This is a genomic window from Streptomyces sp. NA02950 (assembly GCF_013364155.1).
Taxonomy (GTDB): Bacteria; Actinomycetota; Actinomycetes; order Streptomycetales; family Streptomycetaceae; genus Streptomyces.
The window spans coordinates 3,562,473-3,585,659 of the sequence record NZ_CP054916.1; the positions used below are offsets into that span (position 1 = coordinate 3,562,473).

Annotated in this window: 19 protein-coding genes and 2 pseudogenes; 10 read left to right on the plus strand and 11 right to left on the minus strand. The window is 71.6% G+C overall.

The features are described from left to right. Positions 1 to 51 precede the first annotated feature (51 nt). Both HUT19_RS15135 and HUT19_RS15140 read left to right on the plus strand, forming a co-directional pair. Positions 52 to 540, plus strand: a complete 489-nt coding sequence (locus HUT19_RS15135) for a YbaK/EbsC family protein (RefSeq protein ID WP_176181001.1) — start codon at positions 52 to 54, stop codon at positions 538 to 540. Beyond that, a pseudogene (locus HUT19_RS15140) lies at positions 537 to 1,312 on the plus strand (EamA family transporter); the annotation flags it as partial. The gene HUT19_RS15135 and the pseudogene HUT19_RS15140, both read left to right, overlap by 4 nt. Positions 1,313 to 2,045: 733 nt before the next feature. Here HUT19_RS15140 and HUT19_RS15145 read toward each other — a convergent pair. The 6 genes from HUT19_RS15145 to HUT19_RS15170 form a co-directional block, all read right to left on the minus strand. Next, complete coding sequence (locus tag HUT19_RS15145) at positions 2,046 to 3,263, minus strand: serine hydrolase domain-containing protein (protein ID WP_176181002.1); 1,218 nt, start codon at positions 3,261 to 3,263, stop codon at positions 2,046 to 2,048. Positions 3,264 to 3,376: 113 nt separating this feature from the next. After that, entirely contained in the window at positions 3,377 to 4,189 is an 813-nt protein-coding gene (locus HUT19_RS15150) for an energy-coupling factor ABC transporter ATP-binding protein (RefSeq protein WP_254885579.1), read from the minus strand. Next, positions 4,186 to 4,950 (minus strand): cobalt ECF transporter T component CbiQ, encoded by a 765-nt coding sequence (cbiQ, locus tag HUT19_RS15155; protein ID WP_176181003.1) that lies wholly within the window; start codon positions 4,948 to 4,950, stop codon positions 4,186 to 4,188. Before cbiQ ends, HUT19_RS15150 begins: the two co-directional genes overlap by 4 nt. Before the next feature lies 1 nt (position 4,951). Next, positions 4,952 to 6,109, minus strand: a complete 1,158-nt coding sequence (locus HUT19_RS15160; RefSeq protein WP_176181004.1) for an energy-coupling factor ABC transporter permease — start codon at positions 6,107 to 6,109, stop codon at positions 4,952 to 4,954. A gap of 159 nt (positions 6,110 to 6,268) precedes the next feature. Continuing rightward, complete coding sequence (locus tag HUT19_RS15165) at positions 6,269 to 8,485, minus strand: MMPL family transporter (protein WP_176181005.1); 2,217 nt, start codon at positions 8,483 to 8,485, stop codon at positions 6,269 to 6,271. 123 nt (positions 8,486 to 8,608) lie between these two features. Continuing rightward, positions 8,609 to 9,178, minus strand: coding sequence for a TetR/AcrR family transcriptional regulator (locus HUT19_RS15170; RefSeq protein WP_176186899.1), 570 nt, complete (start codon positions 9,176 to 9,178; stop codon positions 8,609 to 8,611). Positions 9,179 to 9,362: 184 nt separating this feature from the next. On the opposite strand from HUT19_RS15170, the gene HUT19_RS15175 reads away from it, so the two are divergent. Next, positions 9,363 to 12,674: a S41 family peptidase gene (locus HUT19_RS15175; RefSeq protein WP_254885580.1), complete on the plus strand. Its 3,312-nt coding sequence runs from the start codon at positions 9,363 to 9,365 to the stop codon at positions 12,672 to 12,674. A 100-nt stretch (positions 12,675 to 12,774) separates the two neighbouring features. On the opposite strand, the gene HUT19_RS15180 is transcribed toward HUT19_RS15175, so the two are convergent. The 4 genes from HUT19_RS15180 to HUT19_RS15195 all read right to left on the minus strand — a co-directional run bounded on the left by HUT19_RS15180 (position 12,775) and on the right by HUT19_RS15195 (position 16,553). Next, positions 12,775 to 13,044, minus strand: coding sequence for a hypothetical protein (locus tag HUT19_RS15180; RefSeq protein WP_254885581.1), 270 nt, complete (start codon positions 13,042 to 13,044; stop codon positions 12,775 to 12,777). Between the two features lie 121 nt (positions 13,045 to 13,165). Next, positions 13,166 to 14,071 carry an SDR family oxidoreductase gene (locus HUT19_RS15185; protein WP_176181008.1) on the minus strand — a complete coding sequence of 302 codons (906 nt, stop codon included), beginning with the start codon at positions 14,069 to 14,071 and terminating at the stop codon, positions 13,166 to 13,168. Next, complete coding sequence (locus HUT19_RS15190) at positions 14,068 to 15,030, minus strand: alpha/beta fold hydrolase (protein ID WP_176181009.1); 963 nt, start codon at positions 15,028 to 15,030, stop codon at positions 14,068 to 14,070. The genes HUT19_RS15185 and HUT19_RS15190 overlap by 4 nt, the downstream gene beginning before the upstream one ends. Then, positions 15,027 to 16,553: an NAD(P)/FAD-dependent oxidoreductase gene (locus HUT19_RS15195; RefSeq protein WP_176181010.1), complete on the minus strand. Its 1,527-nt coding sequence runs from the start codon at positions 16,551 to 16,553 to the stop codon at positions 15,027 to 15,029. The genes HUT19_RS15190 and HUT19_RS15195 overlap by 4 nt, the downstream gene beginning before the upstream one ends. A 186-nt stretch (positions 16,554 to 16,739) precedes the next feature. On the opposite strand from HUT19_RS15195, the gene HUT19_RS15200 reads away from it, so the two are divergent. Further along, on the plus strand, positions 16,740 to 17,552 hold the full coding sequence (locus HUT19_RS15200) for a MerR family transcriptional regulator (RefSeq protein WP_176186901.1): 813 nt from the start codon (positions 16,740 to 16,742) through the stop codon (positions 17,550 to 17,552). Here the strand turns inward: HUT19_RS15200 and HUT19_RS43010 are convergent. Then, a pseudogene (locus tag HUT19_RS43010) lies at positions 17,546 to 17,687 on the minus strand (exodeoxyribonuclease III); the annotation flags it as partial. The gene HUT19_RS15200 and the pseudogene HUT19_RS43010 overlap by 7 nt on opposite strands. A 31-nt stretch (positions 17,688 to 17,718) precedes the next feature. Here HUT19_RS43010 and HUT19_RS15205 point away from each other — a divergent pair. From HUT19_RS15205 to HUT19_RS15230, 6 genes are all read left to right on the plus strand, one after another. After that, entirely contained in the window at positions 17,719 to 19,305 is a 1,587-nt protein-coding gene (locus tag HUT19_RS15205; RefSeq protein ID WP_176181011.1) for a recombinase family protein, read from the plus strand. A 1,273-nt stretch (positions 19,306 to 20,578) separates the two neighbouring features. Continuing rightward, complete coding sequence (locus HUT19_RS15210; RefSeq protein WP_176181012.1) at positions 20,579 to 21,070, plus strand: hypothetical protein; 492 nt, start codon at positions 20,579 to 20,581, stop codon at positions 21,068 to 21,070. Positions 21,071 to 21,072: 2 nt separating this feature from the next. Beyond that, the gene (locus tag HUT19_RS15215) at positions 21,073 to 21,576 is read left to right on the plus strand and encodes a hypothetical protein (RefSeq protein WP_176181013.1); all 504 of its coding nucleotides are present in this window, start codon (positions 21,073 to 21,075) and stop codon (positions 21,574 to 21,576) included. Positions 21,577 to 21,669: 93 nt separating this feature from the next. Then, a complete protein-coding gene (locus HUT19_RS15220) occupies positions 21,670 to 21,924 on the plus strand; it encodes a hypothetical protein (protein ID WP_176181014.1) in 255 nt (84 codons plus the stop codon). Continuing rightward, the gene (locus HUT19_RS15225) at positions 21,912 to 22,181 is read left to right on the plus strand and encodes a hypothetical protein (protein WP_176181015.1); all 270 of its coding nucleotides are present in this window, start codon (positions 21,912 to 21,914) and stop codon (positions 22,179 to 22,181) included. The genes HUT19_RS15220 and HUT19_RS15225 overlap by 13 nt, the downstream gene beginning before the upstream one ends. A 108-nt stretch (positions 22,182 to 22,289) precedes the next feature. Further along, the gene (locus HUT19_RS15230) at positions 22,290 to 23,132 is read left to right on the plus strand and encodes a hypothetical protein (protein WP_176181016.1); all 843 of its coding nucleotides are present in this window, start codon (positions 22,290 to 22,292) and stop codon (positions 23,130 to 23,132) included. The last annotated feature ends 55 nt before the right edge of the window (positions 23,133 to 23,187 follow it).

The following is a 23,187-nucleotide window of genomic DNA, read 5'->3' on the forward strand; positions in this document are numbered from 1 at the left end:
CAGCGAAAATGCCCTCGCATGGCCCACCCGCGCCCCGATAGCGTCGGGCCCATGGCCACTCCGGACACCTCAGCCCATCCACGGTTCGCCGACGCCCTGCGCGAACTCGGCCTGGAGGTGGAGGTGCGCGGCTTCCCCGAAGCGGTCCGCACCGCGGCCCAGGCCGCCGCCGCGCTCGGCTGCGAGCTGAGCCAGATCGTGAAGTCGCTGGTCTTCGAGGCGGACGGTGAGCCGGTGCTGGTGCTGATGGACGGCGCCTCGCGGGTCGACGTCGAGCGGGTACGCGATGAGCTGGGCGCCGGGGCCGTCCGGCGCGCGGACCCGGCGCTGGTACGGGAGACCACGGGCTACGCCATCGGCGGGGTACCGCCCTTCGGACACCGGGTGCGCACCCGGGTGCTGGCCGACCGCCGACTGCTCGGCCACGCAACGGTGTGGGCCGCCGCGGGCACCCCGCACACCGTGTTCCCGCTGGCCCCGGGCGAACTGGTCGGCCACGCCGGTGCCACCCTGGTGGATGTGCGCGAGCGCACCGCGTGACCCCGCTCGTCGCCGCCGCGGTGCTCATCGCGGCCCTCACCCACGCCAGTTGGAACGCCGTCGCGCACGGCATCAGGGACCAGCTGCTCGCGTTCACCCTGGTGGGCGGCGGCGGGGCGGTGTGCGGGCTGGCGATGGCCGCCTTCACCCCGGTGCCGGACGCCGCCGCCTGGCCGTATCTGGTGGCCTCCGCGCTGGTGCACGTCATCTACTACCTGCTGCTGATGCGCTCGTTCCACCCCGGGGACTTCGGCCGGATGTACCCCATCGCCCGTGGCACCGCGCCGCTGGTGGTGACCGTGCTCGCCGCGGTCTTCGTCGGCGAGACACCGGACGGCTGGCAGGCGACGGGCATCGCGCTGGCGTCGGCGCGGCTGCTGGGGGTGGCGCTGTGGGGCATCCGGGGCGCCCGCCGTCAGCCGCTCGCCGACGGCGGGACGACGGGCGGGAGCGCGGCGAGGCGAGCGGCGGACGGCACTGGCCGGCGCTCACCGCCGCCGTCGCCACCGGTCTGTCCATCGCCGCGTACACGGTCGTGGACGGTCTGGGCGTGCGCGCCTCCGGCAGCTCGACCGGCTACATCGCCTGGCTGATGGTCCTGGGAGGCTTCGCCGTCCCGGTGTACGCGCTCGTGGTCCGCCGCCGCGCGCTCATCGGCCGGCTGCGCCCAGTGGCGCTGCGCGGTCTGCTCGGCGGGGTGCTGTCGGTCTTCGCGTACGGCCTGGTGCTGTGGGCGCAGACGCGGGCACCGCCCGCCCCGGTCGCGCGCCTCCCGGTGAACCCATGCGGCGCTCACCGGGGAGCTGCTCAGGCTGCTGCGCGACGGGGTGCCGGACGGACCGGAGTTGCTCGACCTGGACACCGTCTACGCCCGGGTGTACGCGGCACCGCGGGCCAAGGGGCGGCCGCTGCCGCAAAAGCGCGACCGCAACACCGCCGGACGGCTCGCCCTGTCCCGCAACGCGGCCCGGACTCCGCCGGGTTTCGGCCCGCCGCCCCCGCCGTACGAGGTCGAACCGGAGCCCGCCCGGTCACCGTTACCCACCGCCACCTGGAGCGGCGGTCCGCCGCCGTGCTGCGCGCTGCCGTCCCTCATGCCGATCCCCCCGGTCCCGGCTCCGTCGCCGTGCCGCCGTGCCGTGCCCGCGCCGCGCGGGACAGGGATCGGCACGGTGCGCGGGGCGGATTCCGCCGTGCCATCGGGGAGGGCGGAGCGCATACCGCTCGTACGCGCGTGGCCATGGGCCGCCGTCGTACGCGCTCCACCCGGCTTTCCCCCGTTGTCCCCCGATTCCGGCAGGGCAGCGCCACCCCCTGACGCACTCCCTGCCGGAAGGCCTCCCAGTCTGGGCGGACCGGGGATGGCGCCATAGGGACCCTTGGCCCTGATCGGCTCAGCGGCACGGATACCGGAGGGCGGGCGGAAGCATCCAAGGGGCGTGCGGACAGAGGTAGTTCACGCCGTACGCACGCGATCGCCGGCCACCGGGCGCGCCGGGCGTGCGCTACGCCTCCTGGGCGGCCAGGGCCGTCCGCACCGCGCGCACCAGCGCCTGCGCACGCGGGTCCGCGGTGACCCCGCGCTGCATCCCGTTGGTGACGTAGCCGAAGCCGATCCGGGCCTCGGGGTCGGCGAAGGCGAGGGAGCCGCCGCGGCCCGGGTGGCCGAAGGAGCCGGGTCCCAGCAGCGGGGACGCCGGTCCGTGCAGCATGTAGCCGAGCCCGAACCGGGTGCCCACGACCAGCACCCGGTCCGGTCCCGCGGACTCCTCGGTACGGGCCAGGGTCAGGGTCGCCGGGGCGAAGAGCCGTCCGCCCGCACGGGCGGTACGGGCCGAGGGCAGCGGGCCGATCAGCGCCGCGTAGAAGCGGGCCAGCGCGTCGGCGGTGGCCACCCCGCCCGAGGCGGGCAGTTCGGCGGCGAGATACGCCGGGTCGTTCTCGTCCGGCAGCGGAGTGATCGCGGCGAACGCCCGCCGCGTCAGCGACTCCGGGTCCCGGTACGCCTCGGTGACCGAGCGCTTGGGGCGCAGCCGCAACCCCTGGGCGGCGGGGCCCGCGGGCGCCTCCACCGACGCGATCCGGCCGACGCGCCCGCGCTGTTCCTCGGGCAGTCCGAGCCACAGGTCGAGGCCGAGCGGGCGGCTGATCTCCTCGACGATCCAGCGTCCGATGGTCCGCCCTGTCACCCTCCGCACCAGCTCGCTCATCAGCCAGCTGTAGGTCTGGGCGTGGTAGCCGTGGTCCGTTCCGGGCTCCCACACGGGACGCTGGGCGGCGACGGCCCGCGGCCCGGATATGCCGTCCAGCGCCTCGTGCGGGGTGAGCGGGGTGTCGAGCACCGGCACTCCGGTCCGGTGGCCCAGCAGATGCCGTACCAGTACCCGGTCCTTGCCGTTCGCCTTGAACTCCGGCCAGTAGGTGCCGATCCGGCCGTCCAGATCGAGCTGGCCGCGCTGGTGGAGCAGCAGCGGCACCGCGGCGGCGACGCCCTTGGTGACGGACCGGACGACCTGCGCGGTGTCCGGGGCCCACGGCTCGGCGGCGCCGTCGGCGTCACCGTCGTCGGCATGCTTCGTACCGCCCCACAGGTCGACGATCTTCTCGCCCTCCCGGTAGAGGACAAGGGCCGCGCCGCGCTCGCCGCGGCGGGCGAAGTTCTCCGCGAAAGCGTCCCGGACCGGTTCAAAACCGGCGGCCACCGTGCCCTGGACGTCCACCACTGATCCGACTCCTGCCCTGCCGACGCGACCGAGTGCGCTGCGAATTCCGCTGCGTCTCCTTATGGTGCACGGTCCCGGCGGCGGCCCCGACCGGGCCCCCTCGGCCGGTCCGCTCACCGCGCCGGGACCGTCACCGACCTCGGGTCGAAGCCGAACGGCAACTCCAGCCGGTGGGCGCGCATCAGCTCCTCGTCACACAGCAGCTCCTGGGTGGTGCCATCGGCAGTGATCACCCCGCCGGAGAGCACCACGGAGCGCGGACACAGCTCCAGCGCGTACGGCAGATCGTGGGTGACCATCAGCACGGTGACGTCCAGCGAGCGCAGGATGTCGGCGAGTTCGCGGCGCGAGGCCGGGTCGAGGTTGGAGGACGGCTCGTCCAGCACCAGGATCTCCGGCTCCATCGCGAGCACCGTCGCCACGGCCACCCGCCGCCGCTGTCCGAAGGAGAGGTGGTGCGGCGGCCGGTCGGCGAAGTCGGCCATGCCGACCCGCTCCAGCGCGGTGCGCACCCGTTCCTCCAGCTCGGCGTCGCGCAGTCCGGCCGAGGCCGGGCCGAAGGCCACGTCCTCGCGGACGGTCGGCATGAACAGCTGGTCGTCGGGGTCCTGGAAGACGATGCCCACCCGGCGGCGGATCTCGGGCAGATGCCGCTTGGCCACCGGCAGCCCGGCGACCGTCACCGTCCCGGCGCCCGCGCCGAGGATGCCGTTGAGATGCAGGACGAGGGTGGTCTTGCCCGCCCCGTTGGGCCCGAGCAGGGCCACCCGCTCACCGCGGGCGACGGTCAGATCGACGCCGAAGAGGGCCTGGTGGCCGTCGGGGTAGGCGTAGGCGAGACCGGACACCTGGAGCGAGGGCGGCACCTCCGGCCCGGCGGCCGGTGTCTCCGCGGCCGGTGTGTTCGGTGTCTCGGGTGCGGTCATCTGAGCATCCATCCGGTCAGGCAGACCACCAGCGCGGTCAGCGGGAGGGCGGCGGCGTACGTCCACTGGGCCCGGGACGCCGTCACATCGTCGATCACCGGCATGGTGCCCGTGTAACCGCGGCTGACCATCGCCAGATGGACCCGCTCACCCCGCTCGTACGAGCGGATGAACAGCGCCCCGGCCGACTTCGCGAGCACCCCCCAGTGCTGGACGCCCCGCGCCTCGAAACCGCGCGAGCGGCGGGCGATCCGCATCCGGCGCATCTCATCGGTGATCACGTCCCCGTAGCGGATCATGAACGAGGCGATCTGCACCATCAGCGGGGGCATCCGCAGCCGCTGGAGCCCGAGCAGCAGGGAGCGCAGCTCGGTGGTGGACGCCAGCAGGACCGAGGCGGCGACGCCGAGGGTCCCCTTGGCCAGGATGTTCCAGGCGCTCCACAGCCCGGACTGGCTGAGCGACATCCCCAGCACCTGGACGCGCTCGCCCTCCGCGACGAACGGCATCAGCACGGCGAAGGCCACGAACGGAATCTCGATGAGCAGCCGCCGCAGCAGAAAGCCCGCCGGGATCCGCGCCACCGCGGCCACCCCCGCCAGCAGCAGCGCGTACGCCCCGAAGGCCCAGACCGCCTCGCGCGGGGTGGAGACGACCACCAGCACCAAGCAGAACACCGCGGCGATCTTGCAGTGCGGGGGCAGGGCGTGCACGGGAGAGCGGCCCTCCCGGTAGAGCCGGTGGGCGTGGCCCGCACCCACGTCAGGCCGTCTCGGCGGGCTCGGCCGCCGTCCTGCGCTTGCGCACCACCACGAAGACCCCCGTGCCCACGGCGAGTGTGGCTCCGACCCCGATGACCCCGGCGAGTCCGCCGGAGAGCCGGGCGTCGGTGATGTCCTTGACGCCGTAGTCGGCGAGCGGGGAGTCCTTGGTGGCGTGGTCCTCGGCCTTCTTGTCGATGCCCTTGTCGTGGGCGACCTTCTCCAGCCCGTCGGGGCTTGCGGAGGCGTAGAAGCTGACCACACCGGCACAGAGCAGGGCGGCGGCGAGCCCGGCCAGCCAGACCCGCCGGGCGGAGCGGCGCGGGGTGGCGGCGGCCGGGGCGGGGGCGGTGTCCGCCGCGGGCTCCGGAGCCGGAGCGGCCTCGGGTCCGTCGGCGGTCCGTGCGGCGACGGGCGCGCCAGGGGCGGCCACCGGACCGGTGTTGCGCAGCTCCAGGGGGCGTGCGGTCAGCCCGCGCGCGCCGTGGACCAGGTCCGGGCGGACGGCCATCACCGCGCCGACGGTGAGCGCGGTGATCGCCGCCTCACCGATGCCGATCAGCACATGCACCCCGACCATGGCCGTGAAGACCTTGCCGATGGCGATGTCGGTGGTGCCGCCCAGCGCGTAGAGCGCGGTGAAGGCGGCGGCCGCGGCCGGTACGGAGACCAGCGCCGCGACGAAGGAGGCGACGGTGACCGTGCGGCGGCGGCCCGGGGCCAGCTTCAGCAGCCCGCGGAAGATCGCGTACGCCACGACGGTGGTGACCACCGCCATGTCCGTGATGTTGACCCCGAGCGCGGTGAGACCGCCGTCCGCGAAGAGCACCCCCTGCATCAGCAGCACCACGGACACACACAGCACACCCGTGCAGGGACCGACGAGTATCGCGGCCAGCGCTCCGCCCAGCAGATGGCCGCTGGTACCGGCGGCCACCGGGAAGTTCAGCATCTGCACGGCGAAGATGAACGCGGCGACCAGGCCGGCCAGGGGCGCGGTGCGTTCCCCACCGGCCGCACCGGCACCACCGGCGGGCCCGCCGGCCGTGTCCAGCAGCTCCCGGCGGGCACCGCGGAGACTGACCGCGACGGCGGCAGCAGCGACCACACCGGTCGCCGCCGACACCGGGGCGTTGATGAATCCGTCGGGGACATGCATCCGGGGCTCCGCTCCTGAGCTGCGCGTTTCGGCTCGATGGTAGCGCCTGACTGCAAAGGGTTCGCAAGAGCGGTGACATTGCGAAAAACGCCGACGGCGGCCTTCCGCTGATGCGGAGGCCGCCGAGGGCGCCGTTGACGTCCAGGTGACGCCCGCGGGTCAGACGCGCGTCAGCTCCGCGTCCTCGTCCCGTGCCGAGGAGTGGGTGTCGAGGTGCTTCTGGAGTCCCTCACCCTCCACGTCCACGTTCGGCAGCGCCTTGTCGAGCCAGCGCGGCAGCCACCAGGCGGACTTGCCGAGCAGTGCCAGCACCGCCGGGACGATGGCCATCCGGACGATGAAGGCGTCGAAGAAGACCGCGATGGCGAGACCGAAGCCGATCATCTTCACCATCGAGTCGGATCCGCCGATGAACCCGGAGAAGACGCTGATCATGATGACCGCGGCGGCGGTGACCACCCGGGCGCCGTGCCTAAAGCCGGTGACGATGGCCTGGCCGGGACGCTCGCCGTGGACGAACGCCTCGCGCATCCGGGTCACGAGGAAGACCTCGTAGTCCATCGCGAGACCGAACACCACACCGATCATGAAGATCGGCATCATGCTCATGATCGGGCCGGTCTCCTCCACGTTGAACAGGCTCGCCATCCAGCCCCACTGGAACACCGCCACGACCGCGCCGAGCGCCGCGACCACGGAGAGCAGGAAGCCGAGCGCCGCCTTGAGCGGGACCAGGATGGACCGGAAGACGACCATCAGCAGCAGGAAGGCCAGACCGACCACCAGTGCCAGATACGGCAGCAGCGCGTCATTGAGCTTCTTGGAGATATCGATGTTCATCGCGGTCTGGCCGGTGACCAGCATGTCGGCGCCGGTGTCGGACTTGATCGAGTCCGCCTTGTCGCGGATGTCGGCGACCACGTTCTCGGTGTCGATGCTGCTGGGCTTGTACTTGGCCACCACCGACAGCATGGCGGTGTCACCGGCCTTGTTGAAGGTGGCCGGGCTGACCCCGGCGATGCCGTCGACGCCCTTGATGGTCTTGCGGACCCGCTCGGCGGCGCCCTTGGGGTCGTCGCTGCCCTTGGTGTCGACGGCGATCATCAGCGGACCGTTGAAACCGGGACCGAAGCCCTTGGAGACCATGTCGTACGCCTTGCGCTTGGTGGTGCTGGTCGGCTGCGAGCCGTCGTCGGGCAGTCCGAGCTCCAGGCTCGCCGCGGGGACCGCGGCGGCGCCCAGGCCGAGGATGGCCACCACCAGCACCATGACCGGACGGCGCAGGACGAACCGGGCCCAGCGGGTGCCCGCGTTCTCCTTCTTCTCGCCCGTGTCGGCGCCGTTCTCGGCGGCCTTGCGGGCCTTGCGGCTGATGATCCGCTTGCCCGCGAAGCCGAGCAGCGCCGGGATGAGGCTGATCGCGATCAGAACGGCGATCACCACGGTGCCCGCGGCGGCGAAGCCCATCTTGGACAGCATCGGGATGTTGACCACCGCGAGACCGACCAGGGCGATGACCACCGTGAGCCCGGCGAAGACCACCGCGGAGCCCGCGGTGCCCACGGCCCGTCCGGCGGCTTCCTCCCGGTCCCGCCCCTCGGCCAGCTCCGCTCGGTAGCGGGAGACGATGAAGAGCGCGTAGTCGATACCGACCGCGAGGCCGATCATCATCGCCAGCGTCGACGTGGTGCTGGAGAGCCCGAGAGTGGAGGCCAGCGCGGTGATCGAGGAGATACCGATGCCGACGCCGATCAGCGCGGTCAGCAGCGGCATTCCGGCCGCGATCAGCGAGCCGAAGGTGATCGCGAGGACAACGGCGGAGACCGCGATACCGATCACCTCGGTGGCACCGGTCTCGGGCATCTCCTGGAGCGCGTCACCGCCGATCTCCACGGTCATCCCGGAGTCACGGGCGTGCTCGCCCGCGTCCTCCAGGGCGTCCCGCGTCTTGTCCTCCAGCTCCATGGAGTTGACCTTGTAGGTGGTCAGGATGTACGCCGTGGTGCGGTTCTTGCTGACCCCCTTGGTGGCGTACGGGTCGGCGACCGAAGCGACCTGGTCGGAGCTGGACTTGAGCTCGGCGATGACCTTCTTGACGGCCTGTTTGTTCTCCGGGTCCGTCATCTTCTCGCCGTGGGGAGCACGGAAGACCACGCGCGCGGTGGCGCCGTCGGCGCTACTGCCCGGGAAACGCTGCTCCAGCAGGTCGAACGCCTTCTGCGCCTCCGTACCCGGGACGGAGAAGTTCTCGTTGGCGGGCGGAGAGGCGGTGGCCGCGCCGGCACCGGCGACCACCAGCAACGCCACCCATATCAGGGCGACAAAACCGCGTCGCCGGAAGGCGAAACGGCCGAGTTTGTAGAGGAACGTGGCCACGAGAAGAGGTGCTCCCGTCGAATAGGTGTCACGAACAGGTGGGGTGACCAGCCGGCGACGAGAGCGGCGCGCCGGCTGGGGCCTATGGGGTTGTGGGGTGGGGAGGTGGGGAGTGCGGGGAAGTCAGGCGCCGAGAGCGGGGAGGATCACGGCATCGATGAAGTCCTCGAGATACTCGAGATCGGGCTCTTTCGCCTCGATGAACGGTCGGGCGACATACGCGCCGCACAGCATGTGCGGGACGTAGCGCAGGGCGGGTGCGTCGGCGGCGACTTCGCCCCGGTCGACGGCGCGGCCCAGCAGTGCGTCGAGCGCCTCGATCTCGGGGTAGATCAACAACTCGCGCAGGGCCTCCTGGAGGTCCTCGTTCTCATGGACGGCTTGGGCGAGTCCCCTCATCAGCGCCGCGTCCCGCTCACGGGCGGGCTCCGAACACCGCACGATCTCGTGCAGATCGCCGCGGAGCGATCCGGTGTCGATGTCCTCGAGCAGAACCGGCTTCACGCACCGCAGCGCGGTGGCCACCAGCTGCGGCTTGCTCTTCCACTGGCGGTACAGCGTGGCCTTGCTGGAGTGGGTGCGGGCCGCGACGGCGTCCATCGTCAGCGCGTCGTACCCGACCTCCTGGAGCAGCTCGACCACGGCCTCGCAGAGTTCGCGCTCACGCTCGGCGGAGAGACGACTGCGGCGCACCCGGGCGGTGGGCCGGTCTTCTGTCTGCTGGTCCGTCGCCTGCACGGGGCGCCTCCCTCCGAACGAAACGGTTTCGTACCCCACCAGCATAGGTCCCTCGCTAACGAAACCAAGCCGTTTCGATGGTGGTGTCCATCACAGAACCGAGTTGCTCCCCGTCGCCGAGCCCGAAAGCATGGGTGAGGTGAGCGACGCACACCGTGAACCACCGCGCCCTGGCAGCGATCATGACTCCGCCTATCTGCGATATCCGCATCTGCACGGCGAGTTGCTCTGTTTCGCCGCGGAGGACGATCTGTGGGTGGCGCCGCTGGCCGCCCCCGGCGAGACCCCGGGGCGGGCCTGGCGGCTGACCGTGGACCGCACCCGGGTGGGCCACCCCCGCTTCTCCCCCGACGGCTCGCAGATCGCCTTCACCACCTGGCGCACCCTGGATCCGGAGATCTATCTCGCCCCCGTGGACGGCGGCCCGTCCCGGCGGCTGACCTACTGGGGCAGTACGGACGCCCGGGTCTGCGGCTGGACGCCCCCGGACGCCGACGGCCACTCCCAGATCCTCGCCGTCGCCTCCCACGGCCAGCCCTTCTCCTACTTCTCCTGGGCCTACGGCCTGTCCACCGACGGCGGCCCCGGCGGGCGGCTGCCGTGGGGGCCGGTGTCCGACATCGCCGTGGCCGATCTGGACGGCGAGCACCGGACCCTGCTGCTCACCGGGAAGCCGCCCCACGAGCCCGCCTCCTGGAAGCGCTACCGGGGCGGGGCGACGGGGCGGCTGTGGCTGCACGGCACCCGGCTGGTGCCCGACCTGGGCGGCCATCTGGACTCGGCGATGTTCGTCGGCGGCCGGATCGCCTTCCTCTCCGACCACGAGGGCATCGGCAACCTCTACTCCTGTCTGCCCGACGGCTCCGATCTGCGCCGCCACACCGACCACGAGGACTTCTACGCCCGGCACGCCTCGACCGACGGCTCCCGCGTGGTCTACCAGTGCGCCGGTGAACTGTGGCTGGTGGACAGCCTCGCGCCGGACGCCGTACCGCGCAGACTGGCCGTACGGCTGGGCGGACCGCGGGCCGGGCGGCGGCCCTACCAGGTACCGGCCGCCTCCCATGTCGACTCGCTGTCGGTGGACGCCACCGGCCGGGCCAGCGCGGTGTGCGTCCGCGGCAGCCTGTACTGGCTGACCCACCGCGACGGCCCCGCCCGCACCCTCGCCGACACCCCCGGGGTCCGGGTGCGGCTTCCCGCGATCCTGGGCTCCACGGGCCGGGTGGCCTATGTGACCGATGCCGAGGGCGAGGACGCGATAGAGATCGGTTATCTGCCGCGGGCCACCGAGGCGGGCGAACCGCGGCGGCTGGCCGCCGGGAAGCTGGGCCGGGTGCACGAGGTGGAACCCGCCCCGGACGGGACCCGGCTCGCGGTGGCCTCCCACGACGGGCGGCTGCTGCTGGTGGACACCTCGCCGGACGGGGACGGCGAAGTGACCGAACTGGTGCGGTCGCTCAACGGCCCGGTGGGCGATCTCGCCTTCTCCCCCGACTCCGCCTGGCTGGCCTGGTCCCATCCGGGCATCGGGCGTTCACTGCGCTCGATCAAGATCGCCCGGCTGTCGGACCGGACGACGGTGGACGTGACCAACGGCCGGTTCGAGGACGAGGAGCCGGTCTTCACCAGCGACGGCCGCTATCTGGCGTTCCTCTCCTGGCGCGGTTTCGACCCGGTCTACGACGTGCACACCGGCGACCTCTCCTTCCCCCTCGGCTGCCGCCCCTATCTCGTACCGCTGTCCTCCGCGACCCCCTCCCCCTTCGCTCTGTCCCCCGAGGGGCGTCCGGCGGCGGGCGGACTCGACCCGGAGGACGACACGGCCGAGAGCGACGGCACCGTCACGGTCGAGGTGGAGGGGCTGCCGAGCCGGGTCACCCCCTTCCCGGTGTCCGCCTCCAAGTACTCCTCGCTGTATCCGGTCAGCGGCGGCGGGCTGGTGTGGCTGCGCTGGCCGATCTCCGGTGCGCTCGGCGAGACGTTCGCCAATCCGGCCGACACCTCCGCCCGCCCCACCCTGGAACACTTCGACCTGGCCAAGGCCAAACGCAGCGAACTCACCGCCGAACTGGACTGGTTCGCGGTCAGCGGCGACGGCTCCCGGCTGGTGGTCAACGACGAGGGCGATCTGCGGGCGGTGCCCGCCACCGAGTCCGGCGACGGCGACTCCACCGTCCACATCGACATGCGCCGGATCCAGCACACCGTCGATCCGGCGGCCGAGTGGCGGCAGGCGTACGAGGAGGCGGGCCGGATCATCCGGGCCTACTTCTGGGAGCCCGCCATGTGCGGTATCGACTGGGACGGGGTGCTCGACCAGTACCGGCCGCTGGTCGAACGGGTCGCCTCCCCCGACGAGTTCGCCGATCTGCTGCGCGAGGTGATGGGCGAACTGGGCACCTCCCACGCCTATGTCAGCCCCGCCCGCCGCAACGAGGGCCCGGCCCACTACCAGCGCCCCATCGGACTGCTGGGCGCCAACCTCGCCCGCACCAAGGACGGTACGTGGGTCGTCTCCCGCATCCTGCCCGGGGAGTCCTCCGACTCCCGGGCGCGCTCCCCGCTGGCCGGGTCGGGCATCCGGGAGGGGGCCACCCTCACCCATGTCGACGGACGCCCGGTGGATCCGCTGGCCGGTCCGTATCCGCTGCTGACCGCCGCGGGCGGGACCACGGTGGAGCTCACCTTCGAATCGGCGGACGGGGAAGGGCCGCCGCGCCGGGTCGCGGTCGTCCCGCTGATCGACGACCGGCCGCTGCGCTACCAGGACTGGGTGGCCAAACGCCGCGCGGTGGTCCGCGAACTGAGCGACGGACAGTGCGGCTATCTGCACATCCCCGACATGGGCGGCTCGGGCTGGGCCCAGTTCAACCGGGACGTACGCCGGGAGATGTCGCTGCCCGCGCTGATCGTGGACGTCCGGGGCAACGCGGGCGGCAACATCAGCGAGCTGGTGGTCGAGAAGCTCACCCGCACGGTGATGGGCTGGGACCTCACCCGCAACGCCCAGCCCGTGTCGTACACCAGCAACGCGCCGCGCGGGCCGGTCGTCGCCGTCGCCGACGAGATGACCTCCTCCGACGGCGACATGATCGCCGCGGCGATCAAGATACAGGGCATCGGCCCGGTGGTGGGGCTGCGCACCTGGGGCGGGGTGGTCGGGATGACCGGCCGTCATCTCCTGAGCGACGGCACGGCGATCACCGTCCCGATGAACGCCGCCTGGTTCGACGCCTACGGCTGGGGCGTCGAGAACCACGGAGTGGAACCGGACATCGAGGCGCTGCGCTCCCCGCTGGACTGGGCCGAGGGACGCCATCCGCAGCTGGGGGTCGCCGTCCGTACGGCGCTGGATCTGCTGGCACAACATCCGGCGGCGACCCCGCCCGACTACTCGGACGTCCCGGATCTGCGCCGCCCCAAACTCCCGCCGCGCAACGGGAACTGATCCCCCGTGTCACACGGCCAAGGGGCGCGTTCCCTCGGGAACACGCCCCTTGCCGCCCTTCGGCGCCGGCCGGGCGGCGCCCGGCGTCAGCCGTGGGAGGTCACATCTCCTCGAACGGGTCCTGATCCCGCGTCTCGTCCCCCTGGCCCCGCTGACGGCGCTCCCGGCTCATGCGCTGGGCCTGCTCACGGTCCTGGGGCTGCCGCGGCCGGTCCTGGGGCCCGCGACGCTCGGCACCCATCTCCTCACGGGCACGCTCCTCCACGCGCTCACCGGGCTTCTGACCGCGCTGCTGCCGACGGCTCCGCTCGCCCTGCGCCTGGCGCTTGCCCTGCTGAGCCTTCTCGTTGAACTCGTCCATCGTGCCCATGAGTGTCACTCCTCATCGGGTGAAGGGGGTCGGGCTCGACAAGAGTTACACGCAGCGACACGCTCCGCATTTCGGACCGGAGTTCATGGCGAAGGCCCAGGTCAGCACGGGCCACGCAGCGTTACTGGTGACGCTGAGTGCCCGCCGCGCGGGCCTTCTCGTCGGCCGCGCCGCCCTCCCCCACCAGACCGCGGCGCTCCTGGCGCGTGGCCGCGAGCCGCGGCTCGGCGCGGCGCATCTCCCGGCCGCCCACGGCCCCGATGACCGCGGGCAGACAGCCGCGCACCGACTGCATTCCGCGCAGCCACCACTGCGCGTACACATGCGCCGAACGGCGCTCGATCCCGGCCACCAGCCGGTCCACCGCCGGGCCCAGCGGATAGGTGCGGTTCGCGGGCCAGGGCAGCCGCTGCCGCAACTCCCGCATCACCTCGTCCCGGTCGGCGCCGCGCACCATGTCGGTGTCGGTCCAGCTGAGATAGCCCACCCCGACCCGTACCCCGCGGTGACCGACCTCGGCCCGCAGACAGTGGGCGAACGCCTCGACACCCGACTTGGACGCGCAGTACGCCGTCATCATCGGCGCGGGGGTGATCGCGGCGAGCGAGGCGATCTGGAGCAGATAGCCGCGACTGGCGATCAGCGCGGGCAGGAAGGCGCGCGCGGTGGTGGCGCTGCCCAGCAGATTGACCTCGATCACCCGCCGCCAGGACGTCTCGTCCGCGTCCAGGAACGGACCGCCCTGCGCCACCCCGGCGTTGGCGCAGACGATGTCCACCGAGCCGAAGCGCTCCACGACCTCCCGCGCCACCCGCGCCATCGCCTCGGAGTCGGTGACATCGGCACACCAGTGGCCGGATTCGGTCATCAGCCGCTCCGACACCCGCTTGAGCTCCGCCGGCTCCAGCCCCACCAGCGCCACCCGGGCACCGCGCGCGGACAGCTTGCGGGCGAGCAGTTCGCCGACGCCCCGCGCCGCCCCCGTCACCACCGCGACCTTGCCGTCCAGGCTCCTGCGCGCACTCATGTCGTCTGCTCCTCAGCGTCGGGGGCTGCTTCCGCAACCGGTTCGGCCGGCTGTCCGTAGGCGACGGCGAGGCCGCGGATCACACCGCTGACCGCCGCCGGATCCTCGACCGGGGTCATATGGCCGAGCCCCGGCAGCTCGGTGAGGCCCACGCAGTGCGGCAGCCCGGCCACCAGGGCGTGGGCGTGCTCGGGCGGCGTGAGCCGGTCGGCGGTGCCGACGATCACGGCCGCGGGCATGGTGAGTTCGGCGATCCCCGCGTCGAGGTCCAGCTCCGCGAGGACATGGGCCCATTCGGCGCGCACGGTGCGGGGGCAGGCGTGCACGATCCGCGCGCACGCCTCCACCGCGGCGGGCCGCGCGCCGCGCCCCATCGTCACGTACCGCAGCACCCGCTTCCCGAGCGGGGTGACCGGGCCGAGCGGGGCGCGTGTGCCGAGCACCGCGCGCTGCACCCGGGTGCGCAGCCGCCCCGCGCGCAGCGGCACCACCCGGGCCCGCTCCACCAGCCGTCCGGCGCCGGTGCTGCACAGCACCACCGCGGCGGCGCGCTCGCGCAGTTGCGGACATCCGGCGGCGGCCAGCAGCGTCATCCCGCCCAGCGAATGGCCCACCACCACGGCACGGCGGCCCGGCGGCAGGGTCTGGTCCAGCACGGCCGCCAGGTCGTCGGCGAGCGCATGGGTGCTGTAGCCGCCGGGTCCCGGCGCCGGGCTGCGGCCGTGGCCGCGCTGGTCGTACACCACCACCCGGTGGTCGGTGGCGAGATGGCGCAGCACCGGTGCCCAGAAGGCGGTGGAGCAGGTCCAGCCATGGGCGAGGACCACGGCGGGGGCGTCCTCGGGGCCGTGCAGTTCGGCGTGGAGCCGGCTGCCGTCGGCCGAGACCACGGTCAGCTCGCGCACCGGGACGGGCGGGGCGTACGGGCCGGAGGCGAGGGCCGCGGACCGCCGGCTCACCGGGATCCCCGCCCCGCGCCGGCGGTGGATACGGTGGCCTTGGCGGGCGCCGCGGCGGGACGCAGCACCGTGTACTCGGAGAGGTCCACCCGGCGGGTGATCCTCTTGAACTCGCCGGTGGTCCCCGGCCACAGGGTGGTGTTGCGCCCGTGGTCCAGATACCAGCTGTCGCAGCCGGAGTTCCAGACGGTGCGTTCCATCCGCCGCTGGATCATGTCGTTGTAGGCGCGCACCGCCGACGGCCGGGCGTCCAGCGCGACCTTGCCGCCCAGGACGTCCAACTGCCGCAGATAGTCGGCCATGTAGTTCAGCTGGGCCTCGATCATCAGGATCATCGAGCTGTTCCCGAGCCCGGTGTTGGGCCCGATGATGGTCAGGAAGTTGGGGAACCCGGCCGCGCTGCCGCCGCGCAGCGCCTCCATCCCGCCCTTCCACTCCTCCGCGAGCGTGGTGCCGCGTGCCCCGGTCACCCGGCGGGCGATGGGGATGTCCGTGACATGGAAGCCGGTACCGAAGATGATCGCGTCGACATCGGTCTCGGTGCCGTCGGAGGCCACCAGGGTCGAACCGCGCACCTCGCTCAGCCCGGCGGCGACCACGTCCACATGCGGCCGGGTCAGCGCCGGGTAGTAGTCGTTGGAGAGCAGGATGCGCTTGCAGCCGATGCGGTAGTCGGGGGTGAGCACGGCGCGCAGCCCCGGGTCCTTGACCGCGCGCTTCATATGCGCGGCGGCCATCCGCTCGATCAGCCCCAGTTCGTTCGGCCGCTTGGTGAATGCGCCGACCTGGAGCTCCCGCAGCCCCCACAGCACCCCGCGGCGCAGAGCGCGGCTGGCCGGGACCTTGCCGTGCAGCCAGCGCTCGACACCACTGATCCGGCGGTCCATCCGGGGCAGCACCCAGGGCGGGGTGCGCTGGAAGAGGGTGAGCCGGCCCACCTCCTCCTCGATGGCGGGGACGATCTGGATGGCCGAGGCACCGGTGCCCACCATCGCCACCCGCTTGCCGCGCAGCGCGAAGCTGTGGTCCCAGCGGGCGGAGTGGAAGACCTTGCCGGGGAAGCCGTCGAGACCAGGGATGTCCGGGATCTGCGGATCGGACAGCGGCCCGGTGGCGCTGACCACCACATCGGCGGTCAGGGTGCCGCGTACGGTCTCGACCTCCCAGTGCAGCGCGGCGGCGTCCCAGCGCAGGGAGCGCACCTCGGCGCCGAAGCGCAGATGCGGGCGCAGCCCGAAGGTGTCGGTGACGCGCTCCAGATAGGCGCGGATATGCGGCTGTCCGGAGAAGTTGCGCGGCCAGTCGGGGTTGGGCGCGAAGGAGAAGGAGTAGAGGTGGGACGGGACATCGCAGGCGCAGCCCGGATAGCTGTTGTCGCGCCAGGTCCCGCCGACGGCGTCCGCCCGTTCCAGGACCACGAAGTCGGTGATGCCCGCGCGGCGCAGCCGTACGGCCGCCCCCAGCCCGCCGAATCCGGATCCGATCACCGCCACCCGTACGTGCTCACGCGTCAGCCCAGCCATGCCGCCGCCCTCCCGCAACGCTCGAAACCGCGCCAGCAATCACTGGCACGATGGGAGCGTAAGGCAGCGACGTACCGAGCGGTAGGGGCTGGGACAGAGGAAGTTACCGGCGGTCGCACCCCATCGGTCGCCGCATAGGCTGCACCTGTGGCGACGAGCGGAGCGAACGAGGTGACCGAGTACCGCATGGCGGAACTGGCCGACAAGGCCGGTATCACCGTGCGCACCCTGCGCTTCTACCGGGAGCGCAAACTCATCCCACCACCCCGCCGGGAAGGCCGTATCGCCTGGTACAACGACCACCATCTGGCCCGGCTGCGGACGATCGGGGCGCTGCTGGAGCGCGGTCACACCCTGGGCGGGATAGCGGAGTTGATCACCGCCTTTGAGAGCGGCCGCCGGGACGTGGGCGAACTGCTCGGCCTTGACGGCATGCCGACCTGGTCCGAGGAGACCCCGGTCCGGCTCACCCCCGAGGCGCTCGCCGACTACTTCGAGGGCGAGGTCACCCCGGAGAACCTCAGCGCCTCACTCGACATCGGCTATCTCAGGGTCGACGGCGACGAGATCGTGCACATCAGCAGACGGCTGCTGGACGCCTCGCACACCCTCGTCGAGCGGGGTGTGCCCCTGGCGGCGGTGCTGGCCGCCGGACGGGAACTGCGCGCACAGGTGGACGCGATCGCCGAGACCTTCACCGGCCTGCTGTGCACCCACGTACTGGCCGACCACATGGCGGAGGCCACGGACGGGCAGGGGCCGGACGCGGAGTACACCGCCCGGATCAGCGAGACGGTGGAGCGGCTGCGGCCGCTGGCCAAGGCCGTGGTGGACGCGGAGCTGTCGATGGCCATGGACCGCCGGATGCGGGAGGGCATCGAGGCGTGGCTGCGTGAACGGTCCGAGGGCGGAGCCGGGACCGAGGGCCCGGCCCGGGACGGGGACGGCGACGGGACCGGGGCCGGGGGTTCGGCCCGGGACGGGGCCCCGGGTCAGTGAGCCGCGCCGTAGGTCACGGTCACCGGCGCGTGGTCGCTCCACCGCTGGTCGTACGCGGCCGCGCGCTCCACATCCGCCTTCAGCGCGCGCCCGGCCAGCCCAGCCGTCGGCGATCTGGTAGTCGATGCGCAGGCCGATCGATACAGATCCCAGTACGCTCCCCGACATGACGAACCAACTGCGGGCGCTGAGCGCCATCCGACTGTCCGTCAGGACGGATGAAACGACGTCACCAGGCCGTCAGCGTGCCGCCAACTCCAACGAGGCCGCGCGCCGTGGCGCTGTCGTCGTCGGTGAAGCGGAGGATCTGGACGTCTCAGCGACGAAGACGACGCCCTTCAACCGGCCGGAGCTGGGCGCCTGGCTGGCCCGCCCAGACGAGTTCGACATGATCATCTGGTGGCGCATGGACCGCGCAGTCCGATCCATGGCGGACATGGCGGAGCTGGGCCGCTGGGCGAAGGACCACGGAAAGCTCCTGGTGTTCGCTGAAGGTCCGGGAGGCGCACCGCTAGAGCTGGACATGCGGACCGTGTCACCCGTGTCAGAGCTCATCATGATGATGCTGGCCTTCAGTGCACAGATGGAGGCCCTGGCCATCAAGGAGCGCGTGACCGGCGCCATGGCTGCTCTCCGTACACAAGGCCGATACTCCGGCGGCCTGGTCCCGTACGGGTACGGGAAGGTGAAGAACCCTGATGGCGAAGGCTTCAAGTTGGCTCCCGACCCGGAGGCCGTGAAAGTCCTGTCCGGCATCATCCGGGACGTCCTGGAGGGACAGTCCCTGACCGCCGTCGCCATGGCGCTGAACGAGAACGGCGTACCCGTACCCAGGGACTACCAGGCCATCAAGGCAGGCCGCGAGCCAGGCGGGACAAGGCGAGGCAACGAGATCGAACGCTTCCGCTGGACAGCGGGGACCATGTCGAAGGTCCTCCGCTCCCCTGCCCTGATGGGATACCGCATCCACCAGGGGAAACCCGTCAGCGACCGCGACGGAAACCCGGTCCTGATCGGGGAGCCTGTCCTGACGCGGGAGGAGTTCGAGACCCTCCAGGACCATCTCTCCACTCTGACGCCCCAGAAGAACCGCACCCGCAAGGACACCCGGGCCATGCTCCTGGGCGTCGCGAAGTGCCGTGGTTGCGGCGGGAACCTGTACCTCTCGAAGCGGGCCGGAGGCAGCGATTACAACTGCCGCGCGACGGCCCGGGGCGAACGCTGCCAGGCCCCCGCCGGCATCCGCGCTGACTGGCTGGAGAAGTACGTGGAGGAGGAGTTCCTGGCCCGCCTTGGACACTTCCAGATGACGAAGGTCATCACGCACAAGGGGTACGACCCGACCCCGGAACTCCGAGAAGTAGAGGAGGAGTTGAGGGCGCTCTACGCGGAGAAGGAGAGCCGCAAGTCCCGGACTGGCCGGATGATCTGGCAAGAGGAGGTAGACGCCCTGGAGCGGCGCGCGGAGTCCCTGGAGGCGACACCCCGGACAGAGGCCCGTACAGAGGTGGTGGAGACAGGCGAGACGTACGCCAGCTTCTGGACTCGGCATGACGCCGCTGGCCGCCGCCAGCTCCTCCTAGACGCTGGCGCACGCGTGACCGTGGCGAAGGGCCGTTCAGGCGGAGGGGCTGAGCGGCTGAAGGGCCCGGCCCCAGAGCGGCTGGCGTTCACGATCGGGGCTCACGACGACCCGGAAGCTGCGGCACTCGAAGCCGTGGAAGAGGAGGAGCGCGCTTCCCGTCTCGGCTGAGCCGACGCGCTCCAGCGCCAGGCAACCCTCCTTTGGGGCCAGATCCTGGGCGGCCAGGACACGCCCCGTCTCCGCGAACGCGTGATGCGCCTGGAGGCCGCCCAGGCCGCGCTCCTATGGGGAGGCACCCCAGATGCTGGCCGCATGCGGATCGTGCGGCCGAGCGCCGGAGGCGTTGCCCGCCGCGTGAAGGAGGCACGGCGGAGGAGTGACTGGGGTCGGCCCGATGGGGTCGGCCCCCTTCGCTGTGTCGTGAGCCACGGCGGAGGAGGGCGGACCGCCTTTGGTGTGTCAGCCACCCAGACTTTAGAAGGCCCTGACCTGCATAGTTCTTATATTTTTTGAAGGTGACATCTAACAAATAACTCCTATAGAGCTTTCTGTTTTGGGGCTTAGCCCAGTAGGTGTTTCAACCAGGACCGATAACGAACAGCGCCCAGAGGCCCGCCCTCTCCGCTGGCCCCGCGCCAGCCTCCCCGCCAGCCGCCCGCCTTCCCCCGCGTCGCCTGCCTCCGCTGTCTGGCCCGCTGCCCTGGCCCGCGTATGACGTTCACGACCGCTGACCCCACCAGAGGCCCAGGAAGGGCCCCAGGCACCCGCCTGACGACCTCTGGGCCGCTCCTGGACCCCAGGCCCCAGGCGGCCCTCCAGGCCCTCACGGGGGCGCTCAGAGCCGTTTGTGACCTGGGGGACGTCCTCTCCGGCCAGGACTGGGAGCCACTCCGCGCGGCCTCTCCCGCTGTCTCCCAGGTGTTACCGGCGGCAGGGGACATCCTCCCCGGACAGTAGTAGAGGCCGCTTCGGTGCCCTTCTCACATCCTCACCGGACAGTAGAGAAGGACGCTACGGCGCCCCTCCTCCGCGACCGCCTGTCAGGCATCGGGTCGCCGCTTGATCTTGGGCTGTCCAGCCCGCTCCGCCCTACCTGACAGGGGACGTGACGCGGACCGGGCGGCCCATTTCTGCTTCCTGGGGTCGCACCCAGGGAGGCCATCGATGGGGTCGATGGTGACGCCTCGCAGCGTCCACGCCCTGGCCGGGCAGGTACCTGGCCAGGGCCCCCAACTTCTCCAGCGCCACGACACCGCCACGTCGTCGTGAGCCGCTGACCTTCAACCAGCCGCGCGTCTCGGCTTCCCTCAGACGCAATCCAGGCCCGGCCGTCATGCCGGTGTCTCAGCGCTCCGGACTGTGGCGGTTCCGGCGCTGAGGCATCGACATGACCGCCGGGCCTTTTGCGTTCAACTCACCGCCACACACAGGAGTTCACGACATGCGCAACGACCACCACGACGACTTCGACGGGACCTGTCAGGCCCCCGGCTGTACGAGCGAGATCCCCCAGCCTGAAGGCCGTCCCCGCCGACGGACCTACTCCGGCGAGAAGAGCCCCGGTACCGACGCACGCACGAACCGCGACCAGCGCCGGACTTGCTCCGCGAAGTGCCGCACCGCCCTGTCCCGGTCCCGCCGTGAGAAGCCTCGTTCCCTGGCGACGTGCCGACTCTGCGGCCAGCCGTTCCTCCAGCGCGGTCGTGGCCGCCGCACGACATGCCCCTACGACGACGCCGACAGCTTCTGTCAGGAGCTTCAGGACGACGCGGAGGACGCAGAATCCCGCCTGAAGGCGACCCGCGTTGAAGCCATCTGCCAGGGCCCTGACTGCGAGGAGCCCGTTCCCTACTCGGGCCGTGGCCGCCCCTCGAAGTTCCACTCCGCTGCCTGCCGTACCCGCTCGTACCGCTCGACCCAGAAGGGGGCCTGACGATGAACGCCAACATCCTGACCACCATCGTGAACGACCTGACCGCCACTGGCTGGCACGCCCTTGACAGTCGCGAGACTGACAAGACTGCCCCCATCGTCAAGGCCCTCCAGCGGCACCGCGTCAGGGCGAACGACAGCGCCGTCCTGGCCGTCCGTCACGCCTTGTGGGAGCGACGCCAGGAGCTGAAGGCGGAGCCTGCCGCCCCCGCCGTTGACGACCTGGGCCTTCCCGTACCGACGGCGGAGGAACTGGCCGACGAAGCGGCCTACGTCGTGGACGTGTTCTTCATGCTCTCCCTGACGTTCGCCCCTGACGCGCCCTGGGTCTTCGACAACGACGACGTGAACTGTTCCGCCGTCCCTCGGGACATCCGCCAGACCGCCTTCCGCGCGGGCATGACCGTGGCCGCCGCGCACGGCGTGCCGGACCACCCGCCCACGATGAGGCAGGTCGTCAACGCCCTGATCAAGCGCATGAACCAAGACGGCCGCATCGGCCGCTGACGCTCCCCTGGTCCGTCCCTCCGTGGGGCGGGCCTTCAGGGGTGCCAGGCGCCTCAACTGGGGCGCCTCCCTGCGCTTCCGAAGGAACACACCTTGAACGCCTCCCCTTCCCCTGCCGACATACCGCCCCGCACTCCTTCGCCGGACGCCCTCCAGCGCCAGACGATCCGCGATCTGATCACGGGCACGGCCCTGAAGCTATCCGCCTCCGCCGACATCGACCTGGACGGCCTGGAGGTCCTGGCCAAGTTGCTGGACGCCCAGACGCGGGCCCAGGAGGCGAGCGTTCGCCGCTGGCAGCACCTGGACGCGAAGAAGCGCCAGGAGGCCAGCCAGTGCCCGCGCTGACCGCCGATGACCCCGACTTCTTCCCGCGTCTGGATGCTGCCCTGGCTCGCGTCGCCTTCGCTGACGCTCACGGTCTGGAGCGGGAGCTGGACCTGTATCGGGCCGTGACCACTGTCCTGACGGCGGACGGCTCCACGTCGCTGCCGCTGGGCGCCTTTGGTCGCTACCTCCGCGCCCGTGGCCACTTCAAGCGCAAGGCCGCTGGCCGGAGGTTCGTCGCTGGCCTGGTCCTCCTGGACCCGCCTGACGGCCCGTAAACGGCCTCTCCCGCCTCCTCCGGGCCCTGACCTGGAGGACGCCTTCAGACGGCCGCCTGGCCGCCTTCCCCCGACCCACCCTGACCTCCCCGAATGGAGCACCACACCATGACTGAATACGACTCGTACCTGGACGTCTTCTCCGCCCCTGACGCGCGCTTCCTGCCGCGCCCCGTCAAGGCTCTGCTGAAGGAACGCGATGACGCGCACGCGAAGTGGGCCGACGCGGAGTCCGACTTCGTCCACCTCCTGGCCAGCGACTGGAAGGATCAGGCCACCGCAGCCGACAAGGCAGCCGCGCGCCAGGCCGTGGCCAGCGGGAAGAACCCCTTCGATCTCCCGTCCGCCGTGGAGAAGGCAGAGCGCGACCGCCCCCGCGCCATCGCGATCGTGGAGGCCCTGGCCGCCGACGTGCGCCGCGATGACTCGAAGCTCAAGGACGCGGTCCGGCGCGAGATGCCCGCCATCGCGAAGGCCATGGGCCAGGAGCTGGCGAAGGCCCGTGACGCCTACCTGGAGGCCCAGCGGCTGGCCGACACCGCCCGCCAGACCTTCGGCGCGATCCTGGCCGACAGGGCCAACGCCGTGAACTGGGAGCTGGCCGTGTACACGGACTTCGCCAGCGTCTCCCAGGCGACCCCCCGCACCGCCCAGGGTCACGAACCTGCCGACCTGTACGGCCGCCCCGTAGACCGTGGCATGCCGGAGGTCAGGCAGATCGAATCGTCCTTCGCTGCCATCGGCGTCCAGGACCTCTACGGCGAGACCGGCGCCCCTGCCGTCCAGGCTGACCCGATGGTCCGTGTCACGGCCCTGAACAGCGGCCAGGACATGGAGCTGAAGGCCAGCCACGCGGCCTACCTGGAGCGCCAGCGGAAGGTCCAGATCCTGGAGCCGGAGCGCATGCCCGCTGGCTACAACGCCCCCGACACGGCGACTGACGCTGCCTGACCAACGCCACTGCGGGGCCTGGATAGTTCGCTATCTGGGCCCCCGCCTGGCCCCT

What these genes read in the sequence shown, in the direction of transcription:
- HUT19_RS15135 (WP_176181001.1), top strand. Translation starts at nt 52, where the DNA reads ATGGCCACTCCGGACACCTCAGCCCATCCACGGTTCGCCGACGCCCTG.
- HUT19_RS15150 (WP_254885579.1), bottom strand. Translation starts at nt 4,189, where the DNA reads ATGACCGCACCCGAGACACCGAACACACCGGCCGCGGAGACACCGGCC.
- HUT19_RS15160 (WP_176181004.1), bottom strand. Translation starts at nt 6,109, where the DNA reads ATGCATGTCCCCGACGGATTCATCAACGCCCCGGTGTCGGCGGCGACC.
- HUT19_RS15180 (WP_254885581.1), bottom strand. Translation starts at nt 13,044, where the DNA reads ATGGGCACGATGGACGAGTTCAACGAGAAGGCTCAGCAGGGCAAGCGC.
- HUT19_RS15185 (WP_176181008.1), bottom strand. Translation starts at nt 14,071, where the DNA reads ATGAGTGCGCGCAGGAGCCTGGACGGCAAGGTCGCGGTGGTGACGGGG.
- HUT19_RS15195 (WP_176181010.1), bottom strand. Translation starts at nt 16,553, where the DNA reads ATGGCTGGGCTGACGCGTGAGCACGTACGGGTGGCGGTGATCGGATCC.
- HUT19_RS15200 (WP_176186901.1), top strand. Translation starts at nt 16,740, where the DNA reads ATGGCGGAACTGGCCGACAAGGCCGGTATCACCGTGCGCACCCTGCGC.
- HUT19_RS15205 (WP_176181011.1), top strand. Translation starts at nt 17,719, where the DNA reads ATGACGAACCAACTGCGGGCGCTGAGCGCCATCCGACTGTCCGTCAGG.
- HUT19_RS15210 (WP_176181012.1), top strand. Translation starts at nt 20,579, where the DNA reads ATGCGCAACGACCACCACGACGACTTCGACGGGACCTGTCAGGCCCCC.
- HUT19_RS15215 (WP_176181013.1), top strand. Translation starts at nt 21,073, where the DNA reads ATGAACGCCAACATCCTGACCACCATCGTGAACGACCTGACCGCCACT.
- HUT19_RS15230 (WP_176181016.1), top strand. Translation starts at nt 22,290, where the DNA reads ATGACTGAATACGACTCGTACCTGGACGTCTTCTCCGCCCCTGACGCG.